This window comes from Blastococcus sp. SYSU DS0552, assembly GCF_054050815.1.
The window spans coordinates 36862-51397 of sequence record NZ_JBJHAB010000024.1 but is presented as its reverse complement, the minus strand read 5'-3'; the positions used below and the strand labels follow the sequence as shown (position 1 = coordinate 51397).

At 75.7% G+C, this 14536-nt stretch carries 16 protein-coding genes; 11 read left to right on the top strand and 5 right to left on the bottom strand.

All coding sequences use genetic code 11. The annotated features are described in order from the left end of the window. Positions 1-426 (bottom strand): enoyl-CoA hydratase-related protein (locus ACI8AG_RS18750; protein WP_456598216.1); only part of this gene is annotated, 426 nt, incomplete at its 3' end. Positions 427-466: 40 nt separating this feature from the next. On the opposite strand from ACI8AG_RS18750, the gene hemW reads away from it, so the two are divergent. The 7 genes from hemW (at position 467) to ACI8AG_RS18715 (ending at position 5903) form a co-directional block, all read left to right on the top strand. Next, positions 467-1705: a radical SAM family heme chaperone HemW gene (gene hemW / locus ACI8AG_RS18745; protein ID WP_456598215.1), complete on the top strand. Its 1239-nt coding sequence runs from the start codon at positions 467-469 to the stop codon at positions 1703-1705. 158 nt (positions 1706-1863) lie between these two features. Continuing rightward, positions 1864-2019, top strand: coding sequence for a hypothetical protein (locus tag ACI8AG_RS18740; RefSeq protein ID WP_456591240.1), 156 nt, complete (start codon positions 1864-1866; stop codon positions 2017-2019). Positions 2020-2107: 88 nt separating this feature from the next. Continuing rightward, a complete protein-coding gene (locus ACI8AG_RS18735; protein WP_456598214.1) occupies positions 2108-2422 on the top strand; it encodes a TraR/DksA family transcriptional regulator in 315 nt (104 codons plus the stop codon). Between the two features lie 92 nt (positions 2423-2514). Then, positions 2515-3423 (top strand): ATP-binding cassette domain-containing protein, encoded by a 909-nt coding sequence (locus tag ACI8AG_RS18730; RefSeq protein WP_456598213.1) that lies wholly within the window; start codon positions 2515-2517, stop codon positions 3421-3423. Beyond that, on the top strand, positions 3420-4166 hold the full coding sequence (locus ACI8AG_RS18725) for an ABC transporter permease (protein ID WP_456598212.1): 747 nt from the start codon (positions 3420-3422) through the stop codon (positions 4164-4166). The genes ACI8AG_RS18730 and ACI8AG_RS18725 overlap by 4 nt, the downstream gene beginning before the upstream one ends. Before the next feature lie 22 nt (positions 4167-4188). Next, a complete protein-coding gene (locus tag ACI8AG_RS18720; RefSeq protein WP_456598211.1) occupies positions 4189-5301 on the top strand; it encodes a sensor histidine kinase in 1113 nt (370 codons plus the stop codon). Continuing rightward, complete coding sequence (locus tag ACI8AG_RS18715) at positions 5298-5903, top strand: response regulator (protein ID WP_456598210.1); 606 nt, start codon at positions 5298-5300, stop codon at positions 5901-5903. Before ACI8AG_RS18720 ends, ACI8AG_RS18715 begins: the two co-directional genes overlap by 4 nt. A gap of 1 nt (position 5904) precedes the next feature. Here the strand turns inward: ACI8AG_RS18715 and ACI8AG_RS18710 are convergent, their stop codons facing one another. Further along, the gene (locus ACI8AG_RS18710) at positions 5905-6279 is read right to left on the bottom strand and encodes a type II toxin-antitoxin system VapB family antitoxin (RefSeq protein ID WP_456598217.1); all 375 of its coding nucleotides are present in this window, start codon (positions 6277-6279) and stop codon (positions 5905-5907) included. Between the two features lie 266 nt (positions 6280-6545). Here ACI8AG_RS18710 and hrcA point away from each other — a divergent pair, with 266 nt between their 5' ends. From hrcA to ACI8AG_RS18695, 3 genes are read left to right on the top strand one after another with little or no spacing between them, the layout of a single operon-like run. Then, positions 6546-7568 carry a heat-inducible transcriptional repressor HrcA gene (gene hrcA / locus ACI8AG_RS18705; RefSeq protein ID WP_456591234.1) on the top strand — a complete coding sequence of 341 codons (1023 nt, stop codon included), beginning with the start codon at positions 6546-6548 and terminating at the stop codon, positions 7566-7568. Positions 7569-7583: 15 nt separating this feature from the next. Further along, the gene (dnaJ, locus tag ACI8AG_RS18700; protein ID WP_456598209.1) at positions 7584-8714 is read left to right on the top strand and encodes a molecular chaperone DnaJ; all 1131 of its coding nucleotides are present in this window, start codon (positions 7584-7586) and stop codon (positions 8712-8714) included. 3 nt (positions 8715-8717) lie between these two features. Then, complete coding sequence (locus ACI8AG_RS18695) at positions 8718-9470, top strand: 16S rRNA (uracil(1498)-N(3))-methyltransferase (RefSeq protein ID WP_456591232.1); 753 nt, start codon at positions 8718-8720, stop codon at positions 9468-9470. 116 nt (positions 9471-9586) lie between these two features. Here the strand turns inward: ACI8AG_RS18695 and ACI8AG_RS18690 are convergent, their stop codons facing one another. From ACI8AG_RS18690 to ACI8AG_RS18680, 3 genes are all read right to left on the bottom strand, one after another. Continuing rightward, positions 9587-11206 carry a PhnE/PtxC family ABC transporter permease gene (locus ACI8AG_RS18690; RefSeq protein WP_456598208.1) on the bottom strand — a complete coding sequence of 540 codons (1620 nt, stop codon included), beginning with the start codon at positions 11204-11206 and terminating at the stop codon, positions 9587-9589. Continuing rightward, positions 11203-11883 carry a phosphonate ABC transporter ATP-binding protein gene (locus tag ACI8AG_RS18685; RefSeq protein WP_456598207.1) on the bottom strand — a complete coding sequence of 227 codons (681 nt, stop codon included), beginning with the start codon at positions 11881-11883 and terminating at the stop codon, positions 11203-11205. Before ACI8AG_RS18685 ends, ACI8AG_RS18690 begins: the two co-directional genes overlap by 4 nt. A 62-nt stretch (positions 11884-11945) precedes the next feature. Next, positions 11946-12905: a putative selenate ABC transporter substrate-binding protein gene (locus ACI8AG_RS18680; RefSeq protein ID WP_456591229.1), complete on the bottom strand. Its 960-nt coding sequence runs from the start codon at positions 12903-12905 to the stop codon at positions 11946-11948. Between the two features lie 327 nt (positions 12906-13232). Between ACI8AG_RS18680 and ACI8AG_RS18675 the strand changes: the two genes are divergently transcribed. Next, positions 13233-14411: an ABC transporter substrate-binding protein gene (locus tag ACI8AG_RS18675; RefSeq protein ID WP_456598206.1), complete on the top strand. Its 1179-nt coding sequence runs from the start codon at positions 13233-13235 to the stop codon at positions 14409-14411. Positions 14412-14536 lie beyond the last annotated feature (125 nt).

The window sequence follows — 14536 nt, the reverse complement described above, 5'->3', positions numbered from 1 at the left end:
CGGCTCCCTCCCCAGACGACACAACGACCACCCCACCCCCGCCCCCCCCCCCCCCACCCCCCCCCCCCCCCCCCCCCCCCCCCCCCCCCCCCCCCCCCCCCCCCCCCCCCCCACCACCGCCACCACGGGCTTGGGTGAGGACCACACCAGCTCCAACAGCTCCGGGAACTCGCGCACGCCCTGGCTCTCCGAGGAACCGCCGGCCGCCTCGGAGAGATCCATCCCCGAGCAGAACACCCGGCCGGTGTGGTCGAGCACGACCACCCGCACCGCGTCGTCGGCCAGGGCATCGGCCAGCGCCGCGCGCAGCTCCGCCCGCATCGCCCGCGACAGCGCGTTGCGGTTGGTGGGGGAGTCCAGCGTCAGGGTGGCGACGCCGCGCGAGACGGACACCTGCAGCACTCGGTCGGAGGTCACGTCCGGCATCCTGCCGCCCGGGTGGCCCGGCGCGGCACACTGGGAGCAGATGAACACCGTCCTGCCGCTGATCGACGACGCCGGCCTGCCGCCCGGGTCCCCCGGCCCCGACCGGCTCCCCGGCAGCGCCCGCGCGGAGCTCACGACGACGCCGTTCGGCCTGTACGTGCACGTCCCGTTCTGCGCGACCCGCTGCGGCTACTGCGACTTCAACACCTACACCTCCGACGAGCTCGGCCCCGGCGCCACCCGCAGCGAGTACGCGGGCACCGCGATCGCCGAGCTGGAGCGCGCCGTCCGGACCCTGGGCCCGGACCTGCCGACCGTCTCCACGGTCTTCGTCGGCGGCGGCACGCCGACGCTGCTGCCGGCCGACGACCTCGCCGCCGTGCTCGAGGCCGCCCGCGGGCTCTTCCCGTTCGCCGACGACGTCGAGGTCACCACGGAGGCCAACCCCGAGACCGTCTCGCCCGCCTCGCTGGCCCGGCTGCGCGAGGCCGGCTTCACGCGGGTCAGCCTCGGCATGCAGTCGGCGGCGCCGCACGTGCTCGCCGCGCTGGACCGCCGGCACACCCCCGGCCGCGCCGTCGAGGCGGCGCACGAGGCCCGCGCGGCGGGGTTCGAGCACGTCAACCTGGACCTGATCTACGGCACGCCCGGGGAGACCGACGCCGACTGGGCCGCCTCCCTCGACGCGGTCCTCGCCTCGCCGGTCGACCACGTCAGCGCCTACGCGCTGATCGTCGAGGAGGGCACCAAGCTGGCCCGGCGGGTCAAGCGGGGCGAGCTGCCCATGCCCGACGACGACGTCCTCGCCGACCGCTACGAGCAGGCCGACGCGACGCTGCGCACGGCCGGCTTCGAGTGGTACGAGGTGTCGAACTGGGCCACCGCCGACGCCGCCCGCTGCCGGCACAACGAGCTGTACTGGGCCAACGCGAACTGGTGGGGGATCGGGCCGGGCGCGCACAGCCACGTCGGCGGCGTCCGCTGGTGGAACGTGAAGCACCCCGCGGCCTACGCCGACCGGCTGGCCCGCGGCGAGAGCCCGGCGCAGGACGCCGAGCTGCTCGACGACGACGACCGCGCACTGGAGGCGGTGATGCTCGGGTTGCGGCTGCGCGCCGGACTGCCGCTGACCGCGCTCACCGGCACCGGGCGTGCGCGGGCGGCCGAGGCGGTCGCAAGCGGTCTCCTGGACCCGCTGGCGCACGCGAACGGGCGGGCCGTCCTCACCGACAGGGGCCGCCTGCTCGCCGACGCGGTGGTCCGCGACCTCACCGACTGACAGAGGACCCGTCCCCGTCCCTCACACGCTCGGGACGAGCTTCGGAACACGACCGAGGGTGGCTCGGTTCATCCGAAAGGGCGAGATTGGTCCGGCCGTCGTGGGCTATGGTCCCCGTTCCGGCAACGGGGCCGGGTGTTCGGAGGGGGTGGTCGGTCGTGACCGTGCCAGGAGTGCGCCCAGCGGCGGCCCCACCGTTCGCCCTGTCCGGCGGTGCCCGGCTCGCCCTCGCGATGAACCGCCGTGCCCGCGGGCTGCGTGGCCTCGACGTCCTCCGCCGCAGCCAGGACCGGGCCCCGCCGCGTCGCTCCTGACTCCGTCCCGGAGTCCCCGCACCACTCCCGACGCGCCACCGACCGGTGACCGCGTCTTCCCGCGTTGCCCCGAGAAGGAGATCCCCGCATGTCTGCCAGCATCGACAGCACGACCGCCGCCTCGGCGAACCGCTTCCGCGCCCTCCTGGAGGAGCAGCGCGCCGACTGCGCGCAGCAGCGCGAGGAGGCGCTCGCCGAGTGCGCCACCTCGGTGCCCGACCCGGTCGCCCAGCGCCGCAGCGCCGACCTGCAGCGCACCATCGAGGAGATCGACGCCGCGCTCGCCCGCCTCGACGACGGCAGCTACGGACGCTGCACCGGCTGCGGTACCGCCATCCCCGAGGAGCGGCTCGAGCTGCGCCCGTTCGCCCGGACCTGCGTGGCCTGCACGCCCGCCGCCTGACCGGGTGCGCCGGTCGCGTCTGACGGATGTCAGGCGCGACCGGCGACGTCCGGCACTACTGCGCTCCGGCCCCGCGGGAGCAGGCTCGTCGCATGCCTCCCGCACCCGCTCTCGACATCCGCGGGCTGACCGTCCGCTACGGCGACGCGGTCGCCGTCGACGACCTCGACCTCACCATCCCGTGCGGCCAGACCGTCGCCCTGCTCGGGCCCAACGGCGCCGGCAAATCGACCGTCGTCAACGCCGTGCTGGGCCTGCTGACCCCGACGGCCGGGGAGATGCGCGTGCTCGGCCGCAGCCCGAGCGACGCCGTCCGGGCCGGCAGCGTCGGCGCGATGCTGCAGCACGGCGGGCTGCCCAGCGAGGCCCGGGTCGGCGAGGTGCTCCACCTGGTGCGCCGCAGTTTCCCGACGGCGTGGCCGCTGGACGACCTCGTGGTCACCGCGGGCATCGACGGGCTGCTCGACCGGCCGGTGGAGGCGCTCTCCGGTGGTCAGCGCCAGCGCGTCCTCCTGGCCCTGGCCCTCGCCGGCGCACCGCCACTGCTGCTGCTCGACGAGCCCACCTCCGCCATGGACGTCGAGGCGCGCCGTGCGTTCTGGACGACGATGCGCGGCCTGGCCGGCCGCGGGCACACCGTCGTCTTCGCCACCCACCACCTCGACGAGGCCGACGCGGTCGCCGACCGGGTGGTCGTGGTCGCCGGCGGGCGGGTGGTCGCCGACGGCACCGCCGCGGAGGTCAAGGCCGGGGTCGGCGGGCGCACCGTCTCCTTCACGGCCGCTCCGGAGCGGCGGTTCGACGCCGTTCCGGGGGTCACCGCGGTGACCTGGCAGGGGAGCACGGTGCGGCTGGCGACCACCGACGTCGACGCCACCCTGCGGGCGTTGCTGGCCGACGGCGGCCTGCCCGACCTCGAGGTGCGCGGCGCGTCCCTCGAGGACGCCGTCCTCTCGCTGATCCCCACCCGCCGGCCGAGCACGATCGGAGCCGCCCGATGAGCCCGCTGTTCGCCTTCCAGCTGCGCCGCGTGGGGCGCAACAAGCAGTTCCTCTTCTTCACCGTGCTGCTGCCCGCGCTGTTCACGATCTTCCTGACCAGGATCATCGGGGGGCAGATGACCGGTGCGGCGGCGCAGCAGGAGGCCGCCGCCGCGATCATGGTCTCGATGATGGCCTACGGGGCCATCGGGGCGTCCCTAGGCGCGACCATCCGCATCTCGTTCGACCGCGCCTCGGGCTGGCTCCGCCAGCTCCGGGTGACCCCCGTGCCGCAGACCCAGGTGTTCGCCGTCGACGTCGCCGTCGGGGTGCTGCTGACCCTGCCGAGCCTGCTGGTCGTCGCGCTGGTCGGGCGGTTCGTCAACGGGGTGCAGCTGCCGGCCGGCACGTGGCTGGCGCTCCTCGCCGTGCTGTGGGCCGGGTCGGCGGCGTTCGTGGCCCTCGGCATCCTGGTCGGGCTGTCGCTGGACGAGAAGGCGGCCGGTGGCGCCATCGGCATCCTGGGCGTGGTGCTGGCGGCGCTGGGCGGGCTGTGGTGGCCGGTGGAGATGCTGCCCGAGGCGATGCGCGGCCTGGCGTACAGCCTGCCCTCGTACTGGTACGCCGAGCTCGGCCGCGACGTGGTCGCCGGTGGGTGGCCGTCGGCGGTCGCCGTGCTGGCGATCGCCGGGTACACCGCCGCCTTCGGGGCCCTCGCGGTGTCCGTCGCCCGCGCCCGGCCGCTGCACGCGGTCGCGGGCTGAGCCGACCGCTACCGTGCCCGTCGTGGACGCCCCGAGCCGCTGGCAGCGCCTGGGCTGGGCCGTGCCGTGGCTGCTGTTCCAGGCCTTCCCGATCGCGGACCTGGTCAGCACGCCGCGGCCCGTGGCGGTGCAGGTGGTGGCGGCCGTCGCCCTCGTCGCCTTCACCGTCGTCTACCTCGGCGTCTTCGGCGAGGTCTTCGGGAGCCGCCGGGACTGGCCCCGCGTGCAGCTCGTGGTCGTCGCCGTCCTGGGGGTCGGGCTGGCCGTCTGGCTGGGCCCCGCGTGGGCCGGGTTGATGATCTACGTCTCGGCGGCGGCGTCGGTGGCCCTGCCCGCGCGGTGGGTGTGGCCGGCGGTCGTCGGCGCGGCCGCGGTGTGCGCCGGGGTGCTGGCCGCCCACGGCGTCCTCGGCGACGTCTTCATCCTGCCGGTGATCTGCCTGCTCACCGCGTTCGCCCTGCGGGGGATGCGGCAGCTGATGAGCGTCAACGCCGAGCTGGTGGAGGCGCGCGAGGAGCTGGCCCGCAACGCCGTCACCGAGGAGCGGCTGCGGTTCGCCCGCGACCTGCACGACCTGCTCGGGCACAGCCTGTCGCTGATCGCGCTCAAGAGCGAGCTCGCCGGCCGGCTGGCCGAGCGCGACCCGGTGCGCGCCCGCCGGGAGATGGCCGACGTCGAGGCCGCCGCGCGCCGGGCGCTCGCCGAGGTCCGCGACGCGGTCAGCGGCTACCGCCAGGTGAGCCTCGCCCAGGCGCTGGCCGAGGCCCGCTCGGCGCTCTCGGCCGCGGGCATCGCGCTGCGGGCACCGGCTCCGGGCCGACCGCTGCCCGCGCCGGTCGACGCGGTGCTCGGCTGGGTGGTGCGGGAGGCCACCACGAACGTGCTCCGGCACAGCGCCGCCCGGTCGGTCACGGTGAGCCTCGCGGAGACGGACGAGGACGTGGAGCTGAGCGTGACCGACGACGGCCGGGGCGGGGACGCGCCCGCCGGCGCCGGCCTGTGCGGGCTGGCCGAGCGGGTGGCCGCGGTGGGGGGCCGGCTGACGCACGGGCCGGTCGACGGCCGCGGGTTCCGGCTCACCGCCTCGGTGCCGCTCAGCAGCGCGGTCCGCGCCTCGCCCGTGGCGGCGTCGTGATCCGGGTGCTCATCGCCGAGGACCAGACGATGGTCCGCGGGGCGCTGCGCGCGCTCCTGGAGCTCGAGGACGACATCGAGGTGGTGGCGGAGGTGGGCCGGGGCGACGCCGTGACGGCGGCCGCTGTCGAGCACCGCCCCGACGTCGCCCTGCTGGACATCGAGATGCCCGGCGCCGACGGCCTCGCAGCGGCCCAGGAGCTGGCGACGGCGCTGCCCGGGTGCCGGGCGGTCATCCTGACCACGTTCGGGCGGCCGGGGTTCCTGCGCCGCGCCATGGAGGTCGGCGCCGCCGGGTTCCTGGTCAAGGACGCGCCCGTGAGCGAGCTGGCCCAGGGCATCCGGGCGGTGATGGCCGGTGAGCGGGTCATCGACCGCGACCTGGCGGCCGCCGCCCTGGCCATCGGGGCCACGCCGCTGTCGGCGCGGGAGGCCGACGTGCTGCGCGCCGCCGCGGACGGGGCGACCGTCGCGGACATCGCCGGCCGGCTCTTCCTGTCGGAGGGCACCGTGCGCAACTACCTGTCGTCGGCGATCGGGAAGACCGGCGCCCGCACCCGGGTGGAGGCGGCCCGCGTCGCGGAGGAGAAGGGCTGGCTCTAGGTCAGCCGTCGCGCGGCCCGGGCACCGGTGGCTGCGCCGGGAGCGACGCCGTGCTCGGGCCGTCCGGCGTCTGCACGGGGGTGAGCGCGTCGAGGTCGAGCACCCGCACGTGGATGACGGTGCGCTGCTGCAGCGCCGCCCGGAGCGCCCGGTGCAGCCCGTCCTCCAGGTACAGCTCCCCGTGCCACTGCACCGCGTGGGGGAAGAGGTCGCCGTAGAAGGTGGAGTCGTCGGCCAGCAGGGCGTCGAGCGCCAGCTCCCGCTTGGTCGTGGTCAGGGTGTCCAGCCGCACCTGCCGGGGTGGGATCATCGCCCAGTCGCGGGTGGACAGGCCGTGGTCGGGATAGGGGCGCCCGTTGCGCACGCCTTTGAAGATCAGGGGACCGACCTCCGCTCTCCGCCCCCGCCCGGGGCACCGACCGTCACCAGCCTAGCCGTCGGAACGGCGCCGTCCCCCCGCCCGTGCGGCCCCGTCCGGGGGCTCGCCGCGAGCCTGCGAGCGGGGGAGGAGGACGGGCTGCTTCGCGTATGCTGGCCTGGCACTCTGTCCGTGCGAGTGCCAGCCGGGGCGAACCGGGGCCGGCGTCGGTCCCGCCCCCGGGGCGCGGCACGGCGCGTCGACCGGTACGGGGAGGTGTCACCGTGGCGCACGACGAACGGCGCCTGGAGGTGCTCCGGGCCATCGTCCAGGACTTCGTCTCCACCAACGACCCGGTGGGCAGCAAGGCCCTCGCCGAGCGGCACGACCTGGGCGTCTCCCCGGCGACCATCCGCAACGACATGGCGGTGCTGGAGGAGCAGGGGTACATCACCCAGCCGCACACCAGCGCCGGCCGGGTGCCCACCGACAAGGGCTACCGGTTGTTCGTCGACCGGCTCTCGGCGGTGAAGCCGCTGTCGGCCGCCGAGCGCCGGGCGATCGAGCGCTTCCTCGACGGCGCCGTCGACCTGCACGACGTGCTCGGCCGGACGGTGCGGCTGCTCGCGCAGCTGACCCGCCAGGTGGCGGTCGTCCAGTACCCGACGCTGTCGCGCAGCGCCGTCCGGCACCTCGAGGTGGTGCAGGTGGCGGTGGGCCGGCTGCTGCTGGTGCTCATCACCGACACCGGCCGGGTCGAGCAGCGCGTCGTCGACTGCCCGGCCGACGTCGACCCGACCGCGGTGCCCGAGCTGCGTGCCCTGCTCAACTCCGCCTTCGCCGGGGTGAAGCTGGGCGAGGCCGGGGACAAGGTGCCCGGGCTGCTGGAGACCGCGCCGCCGCACCTGCGGGGGCTGGTCGCCGCGGTCAGCGCCACGCTGGTGGAGACCCTCGTCGAGCCCAGCGAGGACCGGCTGGTCATCGGTGGGACGGCCAACCTCGCACGGGGCACCGCCACCGACTTCCCCGGCACGCTCCGGCCCCTGCTGGAGGCCCTCGAGGAACAGGTCGTCGTGCTGCGCCTGATGAGCGAGGTCGACGCCGGCACCGTGCTGGTGCGCATCGGCGAGGAGAACGCCCACGAGGCGTTGAGCGGGGCCTCGCTGGTCACCGTCGGGTACGGCTCGGGTGACCGGGCGCTCGGCGGCCTCGGGGTCGTGGGACCGACCCGCATGGACTACCCAGGAAACATGGCCGCGGTGCGAGCCGTGGCCCGCTACGTCGGCCACCTGCTGGCCGAGAGCTGAGGACGAGACTTTTCGATGGCGACCGACTACTACGGCGTGCTGGGCCTGGCCCAGGGAGCGACCGATCAGGACATCAAGCGCGCCTACCGGCGGCTCGCGCGCGACCTGCACCCGGACGTCAACCCCGATCCGGAGGCCAAGGAGCGCTTCCAGGAGGTCACCCGCGCCTACGAGGCGCTGACCGATCCGGAGAAGCGCCGGATCGTGGACCTGGGCGGTGACCCCTTCGACAGCGGCGCCGGGGGTGCCGGTGGGTTCGCCGGTGCCGGGTTCGGCGGCCTGGGCGACATCATGGACGCCTTCTTCGGCGGCGCGGCCACCCGTGGCCCGCGCAGCCGCACGCGGGCCGGGCGGGACGCGCTGATCCCGGTGGAGCTGGAGCTGGACGAGACCGTCTTCGGCACCACGAAGGACCTCACCGTCGACACCGCCGTGCTCTGCGACACCTGCGCCGGCGCCGGGACCGCCCCCGGCACCCACCCGGCCACCTGCGGCACGTGCTCGGGCCGCGGCGAGGTGCAGAGCGTGCAGCGCGGTTTCCTCGGGCAGGTCGTCTCCAGCCGCATCTGCCCGACCTGCTCGGGCACCGGCCAGGTCATCCCGCAGCCGTGCCCGAAGTGCGCGGGCGACGGCCGGGTGCGTGCCCGCCGCACCCTGTCGGTGAAGGTGCCGCCGGGCGTGGAGGACGGGATGCGCATCCGGCTCACCGGCCAGGGCGAGGTCGGCCCCGGCGGCGGGCCGGCCGGCGACCTGTACGTGGAGGTGCACGAGCGGCCGCACGAGGTGTTCACGCGCGATGGCGAAGACCTGCACTGCCGGGTCACGCTGCCGATGACCTCCGCGGCGCTGGGCACCACGCTGAACCTCAAGACGCTCGACGGCGAGGAGGAGCTCGACATCCGCCCGGGCACCCAGTCGGGCAGCGTGCTCACCCTCCGCGCGCACGGGGCACCGCGGCTGCGTGCCACCGGGCGCGGTGACCTGCTGGTGCACGTCGAGGTGCAGACGCCGACGAAGCTCGACGCCGAGCAGGAGAAGTTGCTGCGCGAGCTGGCCGCCCTCCGGGGGGAGGACCAGCCCGGTGCCAACCGGGAGGCCCAGGGCGGCCTGTTCTCCCGGGTCCGCGACGCCTTCCACGGGCGCTGATCGATGAGCACCGAGGCCCCCGAGCTCGACGGCGTCCCGCTGTTCCTGGTCGACGAGCTGCCCGAGGTCCCGGAGCTGCTCGTCGCCGGGCAGGAGGGGCGGCACGCCGTCGACGTGCTGCGCCTGCAACCGGGCGAGCGGGTGCACGTCGGTGACGGCGCGGGCACCGTCGCCGAGGGCGAGGTCGTCGCCGCCGGCCGCGAGGGTCTGCGCGTCGCCGTGCGGAACCGGTTCGAGGTGCCCGCGCCGGACCCGGAGTTCGTGCTGGTGCAGGCCCTGCCCAAGGGGGACCGGGGCCCGCTGGCCGTCGACCTGGCCACCGAGCTCGGCGTCGACCGGATCGTGCCGTGGCAGGCCGCGCGCTGCGTGACCCGCTGGCGCGACGACCGGGTGGAGAAGGGCCTGGCCAAGTGGCGGGCCGCGGCCCGGGCGGCGAGCAAGCAGTCCCGGCGGCCGCGGCTGCCCGAGGTGACCGCGCCGATGAGCACCCGGGAGGTCGCCGGGGTGCTCGCCGACGCCGACCTCGCCGTCATCCTGCACGAGCAGGCCCGCCGGCCGCTGGCCGAGCTGGCCGTGCCCACCTCGGGCACCGTGGTGATCGTCGTCGGCCCGGAGGGCGGGCTCTCCGACGGCGAGGTCGTCGCGTTCCACGCGGCCGGGGCCGAACCGGTGCGGCTGGGCCCGGAGGTGCTGCGCACCTCCACCGCGGGCGCCGCCGCGCTGGCGGCGTTGTCCGTCACCGCACGCTGGAGGTAGGGCGTTCCCCGCCGCGGGGCCCGGAGGGCTCCCGGCAGGGAACGCGGACGCACCCGTCGCAGCCGGGGAACGGCACCTGGCCGTGGTGCGGCCCGGAGGGTCGCAGTGTCATCGCCTCATCGAACTGCGGCGCGGGCGCGGTCGCTGACCAGGTCGACGAGGAAGGTCAGCAGCACGATCGCCGCCAGCACGGTGGTGACGCCTGCCCAGTCGAAGGCCGACATCCGTGCCGACAGCAGCACCCCGATCCCGCCGGCGCCGAGCAGGCCGACGAGGACGGTGTCGCGGATCGCCACCTCCCAGCGGTAGAGCGACAGCGCGAGCACCGGGCCGGCGAGCGCCGGGGCGGAGCCGTAGAGCCACCGGCCGACCGGAGAGGCCCCCATGGCGCGCAGCGCCTCGGCCGGGCGCCGGTCGGTTTCCTCGACCGCCTCGCCGACCAGCCGGCCGAGCACGCCCAGGGTGTAGACCCCGAGGGCCAGCGCTCCCGGCAGGACGCCGGGCAGCAGGACGAACAACGCGACCAGCGCCCACACCGGTGGCGGGACGGCGCGCAGCAGGAGCAGGGCCAGCCGGGTGAGCACCCCGGCGGTGCGTCGCACCGGCCCGGCCGGGCCGGGCGGGCGCGCGGCGAGGGCGGCCAGCGCCACCGCGCCGGCGGCGGCGAACGCGATCGCCAGGACCGACATGCGCAGGGCCTCCAGAGCGGTGGACCAGACGTCGCCGAGCAGATCGCCGTCCAGGGCGGGTGGCCACGCGGCTGAGGCTAGGTAGGCCAGCTGCTCGCGGGTGCGTGCGGAGACCAGCGCGGCGGGGGAGAGCGCCAGGTACCAGGCCGCCCATGCGACCGCGGCGACGACGGCGAGCACCGCGCCGGTCAGCAGCGGGTCACGCCGGGACCCCGTGCCCGTGCGCCGGGGTGCCGCGACCCGGCGGCGCACGGCCCGGCCGCCGACGTCGGCCAGCAGGCACAGCAGCGCGAGCGCGTAGACCGTCGTCCACACCTGCGCCCAGCGCAGCGAGGTGAAGGAGAGCGCCAGCTGGTAACCGAGCCCGCCGGCCCCGATCAGCCCCAGGACGACGGCCGACCGGACCGCGCACTCCAGCCGGTAGAAGGAGTACGAGAGCAGCCCGCCGGCGGCCGCGGGCAGCAGCCCGTACAGCGCCGCCGTCCCCCGCCCGGCGCCTGCCGCGAGGAGGGCGTCGTAGCTGCCCCGGGGCACCTCGTCCAGCAGGTCGGCGAAGACCTTGGCGGTGATCGCGCCGTACGGGACGGCGATCGCCAGCACGCCCACCCACGGGTCGAGCCCGAGCACGTTGACCAGCAGCAGGCCCCACACCGCCTCCTGCAGCCCCCGGGGCAGCGCCAGCACCCCGCGGGTCAGCAGCCAGCCGGTGCGCCGTCCTCCCCAGGCAGTCCGGGAGACCGGGACCGCGGCCAGCGCGCCGAGCAGCACGGCCAGCCCGGCGCCGAGCACGGCGTAGGCGACGGTGACCAGGGTGGAGCCCGCGACGACGCGGAGAAACTCGCCGCCCAGCTCCGGGCGCAGCGCGGCGGAGAGGAAGCGGCCGACCTGGGCGGTGCCGGCCGGGTTGAGCACCGACCCGGAGAACAGCCCGTTGCCGGCCAGCGCCCAGCCGAGCAGGCTGAGCCCGGCCAGCCCCCAGACCCACCGCCGCCGGTCCCGGCGCAGCCGGAGCTCGGGAGGTGCCGCCCGGTCGAGGACGGTCGTCACCGGGTGACCCCGTAGAACCGCTCCAGCTCCGCCACCGTCAGGCCGCGGGCGGGGGCGTCCAGGACGATCCGGCCGGCGGCGAGGCCGACGACCCGGTCGCAGTGGCGCAGCGCCAGGGCCGGGTCGTGCAGGCAGGCCAGCAGCGCGCCACCCCGCTCGGTCGCGAGGTCGCCGAGCAGGCCGAGGGCGAGGTCGGCCAGCGCCGGGTCGAGGGCCGACGCCGGCTCGTCGGCGAGCACGAGCTCCGGCTGCTGGACGAGCAGGCGGGCCAGCGCCACCCGCTGCCGCTGCCCTCCCGACAGCCGGTCGGTGCGCTCGTACATCCGGTCGGCGAGGCCCACCCGGTCCAGGGCCTGCCGCACCGTCGACGGGTCCTGCGGCCGCAGCAGCGACCACGCCGCCCGGGCGGCCGGCCACCGCCCCAGCCGCCCGGCGTTGACGTTGTGCACCACCCGCAGGGCACCGGTCAGCTCCAGGTGCTGGTGGACGGTGCCGGTGCGGGCCCTCAGCCGGCGCAGGTCCCGGCCGCGCAGCGCCGTCGGGTCCTCGCCGAGGACCCGCACCTGCCCCGCGGTCGGGGTGACCGCGCCGTTGAGCACGTTCAGCAGCGTCGACTTGCCCGCTCCCGAGGCGCCGACGACGGCGACCCGCTCGCCGGCGGCCACCGCGAGGTCCACCCCGGCGAGGGCAGGCGTGCCGCCGAAGCGGACCTCGATACCGGTGAGCCGCGCGATCTCGGTCAGTTGACCAGCCCCAGGTCCCGGCCGATCTGCTCGATCTGGTCGTAGTTCGCCGCCTCGGTGGGGAGGAACGCCCCCGCGCCGAACAGCCCGAGCACCTCGGCGTCCTGCGGATCCTGCGCGGACAGGCCGGTGAAGTACCCGGTCAGCCGGTCGGGCAGGTCGTCGCCGAACCGTTCGACGGCGCCGGGGCCGAGCAGCCAGTGGTAGTCGTGGTAGGCGGGGGTCCGTGCGTAGCGGACGACCGCCGGGTCGATCTCCCCGGCGGCCGCGCGGGACTCGTAGACCTGCTCGTTCAGCACGCCGGCCTGGTAGCTGCCGGAGGCGACGAGGGACAGCGTCGCGTCGTGCGAGCCGGAGAACCCCGGGCCGCCCGGGAACCCCTCCGGGTCGACGCCGGCCTCGCGCAGGAAGTAGGCGGGCATGAGCCGGCCCGACGTCGAGGTCTCGCTGCCGTAGGTGAAGCGCAGGTCGCCGAGCGGGGTGAGGTCCTCGGACGGGGACAGGCCGGTGCTCGCGTTCACCACGAAGACGGAGTGGAACTCCTCGTCGATGTCGCGCTGCGCGATCGGGACGGCGCCGGGGGTCTGCAGCCGCGCCTGGACGCCGGTGAGACCGCCGAACCAGACCAGGTCCAGGTCGCCGGTGCGGAACAGCGAGACCGCGGCGGCGTAGTCGGTGACGGGCCGGTACTCGACGTCGACGTCGAGCGCCCGGGCCATGGAGTCGGCCACGGTGCCGTGGAGCCGCTGCAGGACCTCGGGGTCCTGGTCGGGGATGGCGCCGATGCGCAGCGGCCCCGGGGAGGACGGTGCGGGGTCCGAGGTGCGGCCGCAGCCGGCGAGCGCGGCGGCGAGGGCGGCGCCGGTGCCGGCCAGCAGGGCGCGGCGGGAGAGGTGGGGGAGGAGAGCGGGACCGGGAACGGGGCCACCCGACCGGGCGGCGCGAGCGGGACGCACTACGTCCTCGCCCGGGGAACGGGCACGGGCACGGGGAACCTCCGTGGTCGGTGGTGGGGGGCGTCCCATCCTCTACCCCGCGTGCCGGGAGCGGCGCGCCGCGCCTCCGACGCGCGTCCCCGGGGACCGGGTCGGTCACGTACTGGTCACGCTTGCCACGCCCCTACGCGAAGCCCGGCCGCGGCTGCCTACTGTGACGGCCGTAACCCGGCCGACCGACCTCGGTCGGCCCACGATGCCGGGGTGACACGGGCAGGGCCCGTCCGACCCGGGGAACGCGCGGCCGCCTCGGCGGTGCGCGGTCGTCGTGCTCGACAAGGGAGAGACATGCGCACCAAGCTCCACACCGTCGCCGCGGCCGGCGCCGCGGCCCTCCTCCTCGCCTCCTGCGGCTCCGGTGAGTCCGACGGCGGGGGAACCGCTGCCTCCGGAGAGCTGACCGGCGAGGGCAGCGGCGAGTCCTGCACCATCGAGGGCGAGGTGCCCCTCGGCGCGGTGCTCAGCCTCACCGGCGCCGCGGCCAGCTACGGCGAGTCGCAGCAGCGCGGCCTGCAACTGGCCGCCGCGGAGCTCGCCGAGCAGGGCGGCGTCACCTACGACCTCACGATCGAGGACGACCAGACCGACCCGCGCCAGGCCATCACGCTGTTCGACGAGTTCGTCTCCGACGGCGTGAGCCTGATCATCGGCCCCACGCTGTCGAACGCCGCCGTCCAGGCCGACCCGATCGCCCAGGACGCAGGCGTCCCCGTGCTGGGGATCTCCAACACCGCCGAGGGCGTCACCGAGATCGGCGACTACATCTTCCGCGCCTCGCTCACCGAGCAGGCGGTGATCCCGCAGACGATCGCCCAGGCGACCGAGCAGTTCGGGCTCCAGGACGTCGTGGTCATGTACAGCAACGACGACGCCTTCACCGAGTCCGGCTACGAGGCGTTCGCCGCCGCGCTGGAGGAGGAGGGCGTGAACATCAGCGAGACGATCACCTTCTCCAAGTCCGACACCGATTTCCGCGCCCTGCTCACCCAGGCCCGGGAGAACGACCCCGACGCGCTGGTCGTCTCCGCCCTGATCGAGGCAGCGGTGCCGCTGGTGACCCAGGCCCGTGAGCTCGGCATCGACGTGCCGATCATCGGCGGCAACGGGTTCAACAACCCGCGGCTCATGGCCGACGCGGGCGAGGCGGCCGAGGGCGTCGTCGTCGGCGCCGCCTGGAACTCCGCGTCCGACAACCCGGAGAACCAGGCATTCCTCGAGGCCTACGAGGCCGAGTACGACGCCCAGCCCGACCAGTTCGCGGCGCAGGCCTACGCCGGGCTGAAGCTGGTCGACCAGGCCGTGCGCGCCAACTGCTCCGGCGAGCGCGACAGCATCCAGGAAGCGCTCGGCGAGATCGAGGACGTGCCCACCGTCCTCGGCGAGTTCTCCATCGACGAGAACCGGGACGCCGACCACCCGGCCGTCGTGCAGGTCGTCGAGAACGGCCAGTTCGCCGTCCTGGAGTGATCTGCTCCGCGGCGCCGGCCCCCTGATCGGCCGGCACCGCGCTGCGACCCCGCCGGGGCCCGGTCCTCGGACCGGGCCCCGGCAGGCGTGTCGGCTACCGTGCCCGGGCACCCACGACGAGAACA

Bases quoted from the DNA above. Each gene is read 5' to 3' on its own strand.
- hemW (WP_456598215.1), top strand. From the start codon at position 467: ATGAACACCGTCCTGCCGCTGATCGACGACGCCGGCCTGCCGCCCGGG.
- ACI8AG_RS18735 (WP_456598214.1), top strand. From the start codon at position 2,108: ATGTCTGCCAGCATCGACAGCACGACCGCCGCCTCGGCGAACCGCTTC.
- ACI8AG_RS18730 (WP_456598213.1), top strand. From the start codon at position 2,515: ATGCCTCCCGCACCCGCTCTCGACATCCGCGGGCTGACCGTCCGCTAC.
- ACI8AG_RS18725 (WP_456598212.1), top strand. From the start codon at position 3,420: ATGAGCCCGCTGTTCGCCTTCCAGCTGCGCCGCGTGGGGCGCAACAAG.
- dnaJ (WP_456598209.1), top strand. From the start codon at position 7,584: ATGGCGACCGACTACTACGGCGTGCTGGGCCTGGCCCAGGGAGCGACC.
- ACI8AG_RS18695 (WP_456591232.1), top strand. From the start codon at position 8,718: ATGAGCACCGAGGCCCCCGAGCTCGACGGCGTCCCGCTGTTCCTGGTC.
- ACI8AG_RS18675 (WP_456598206.1), top strand. From the start codon at position 13,233: ATGCGCACCAAGCTCCACACCGTCGCCGCGGCCGGCGCCGCGGCCCTC.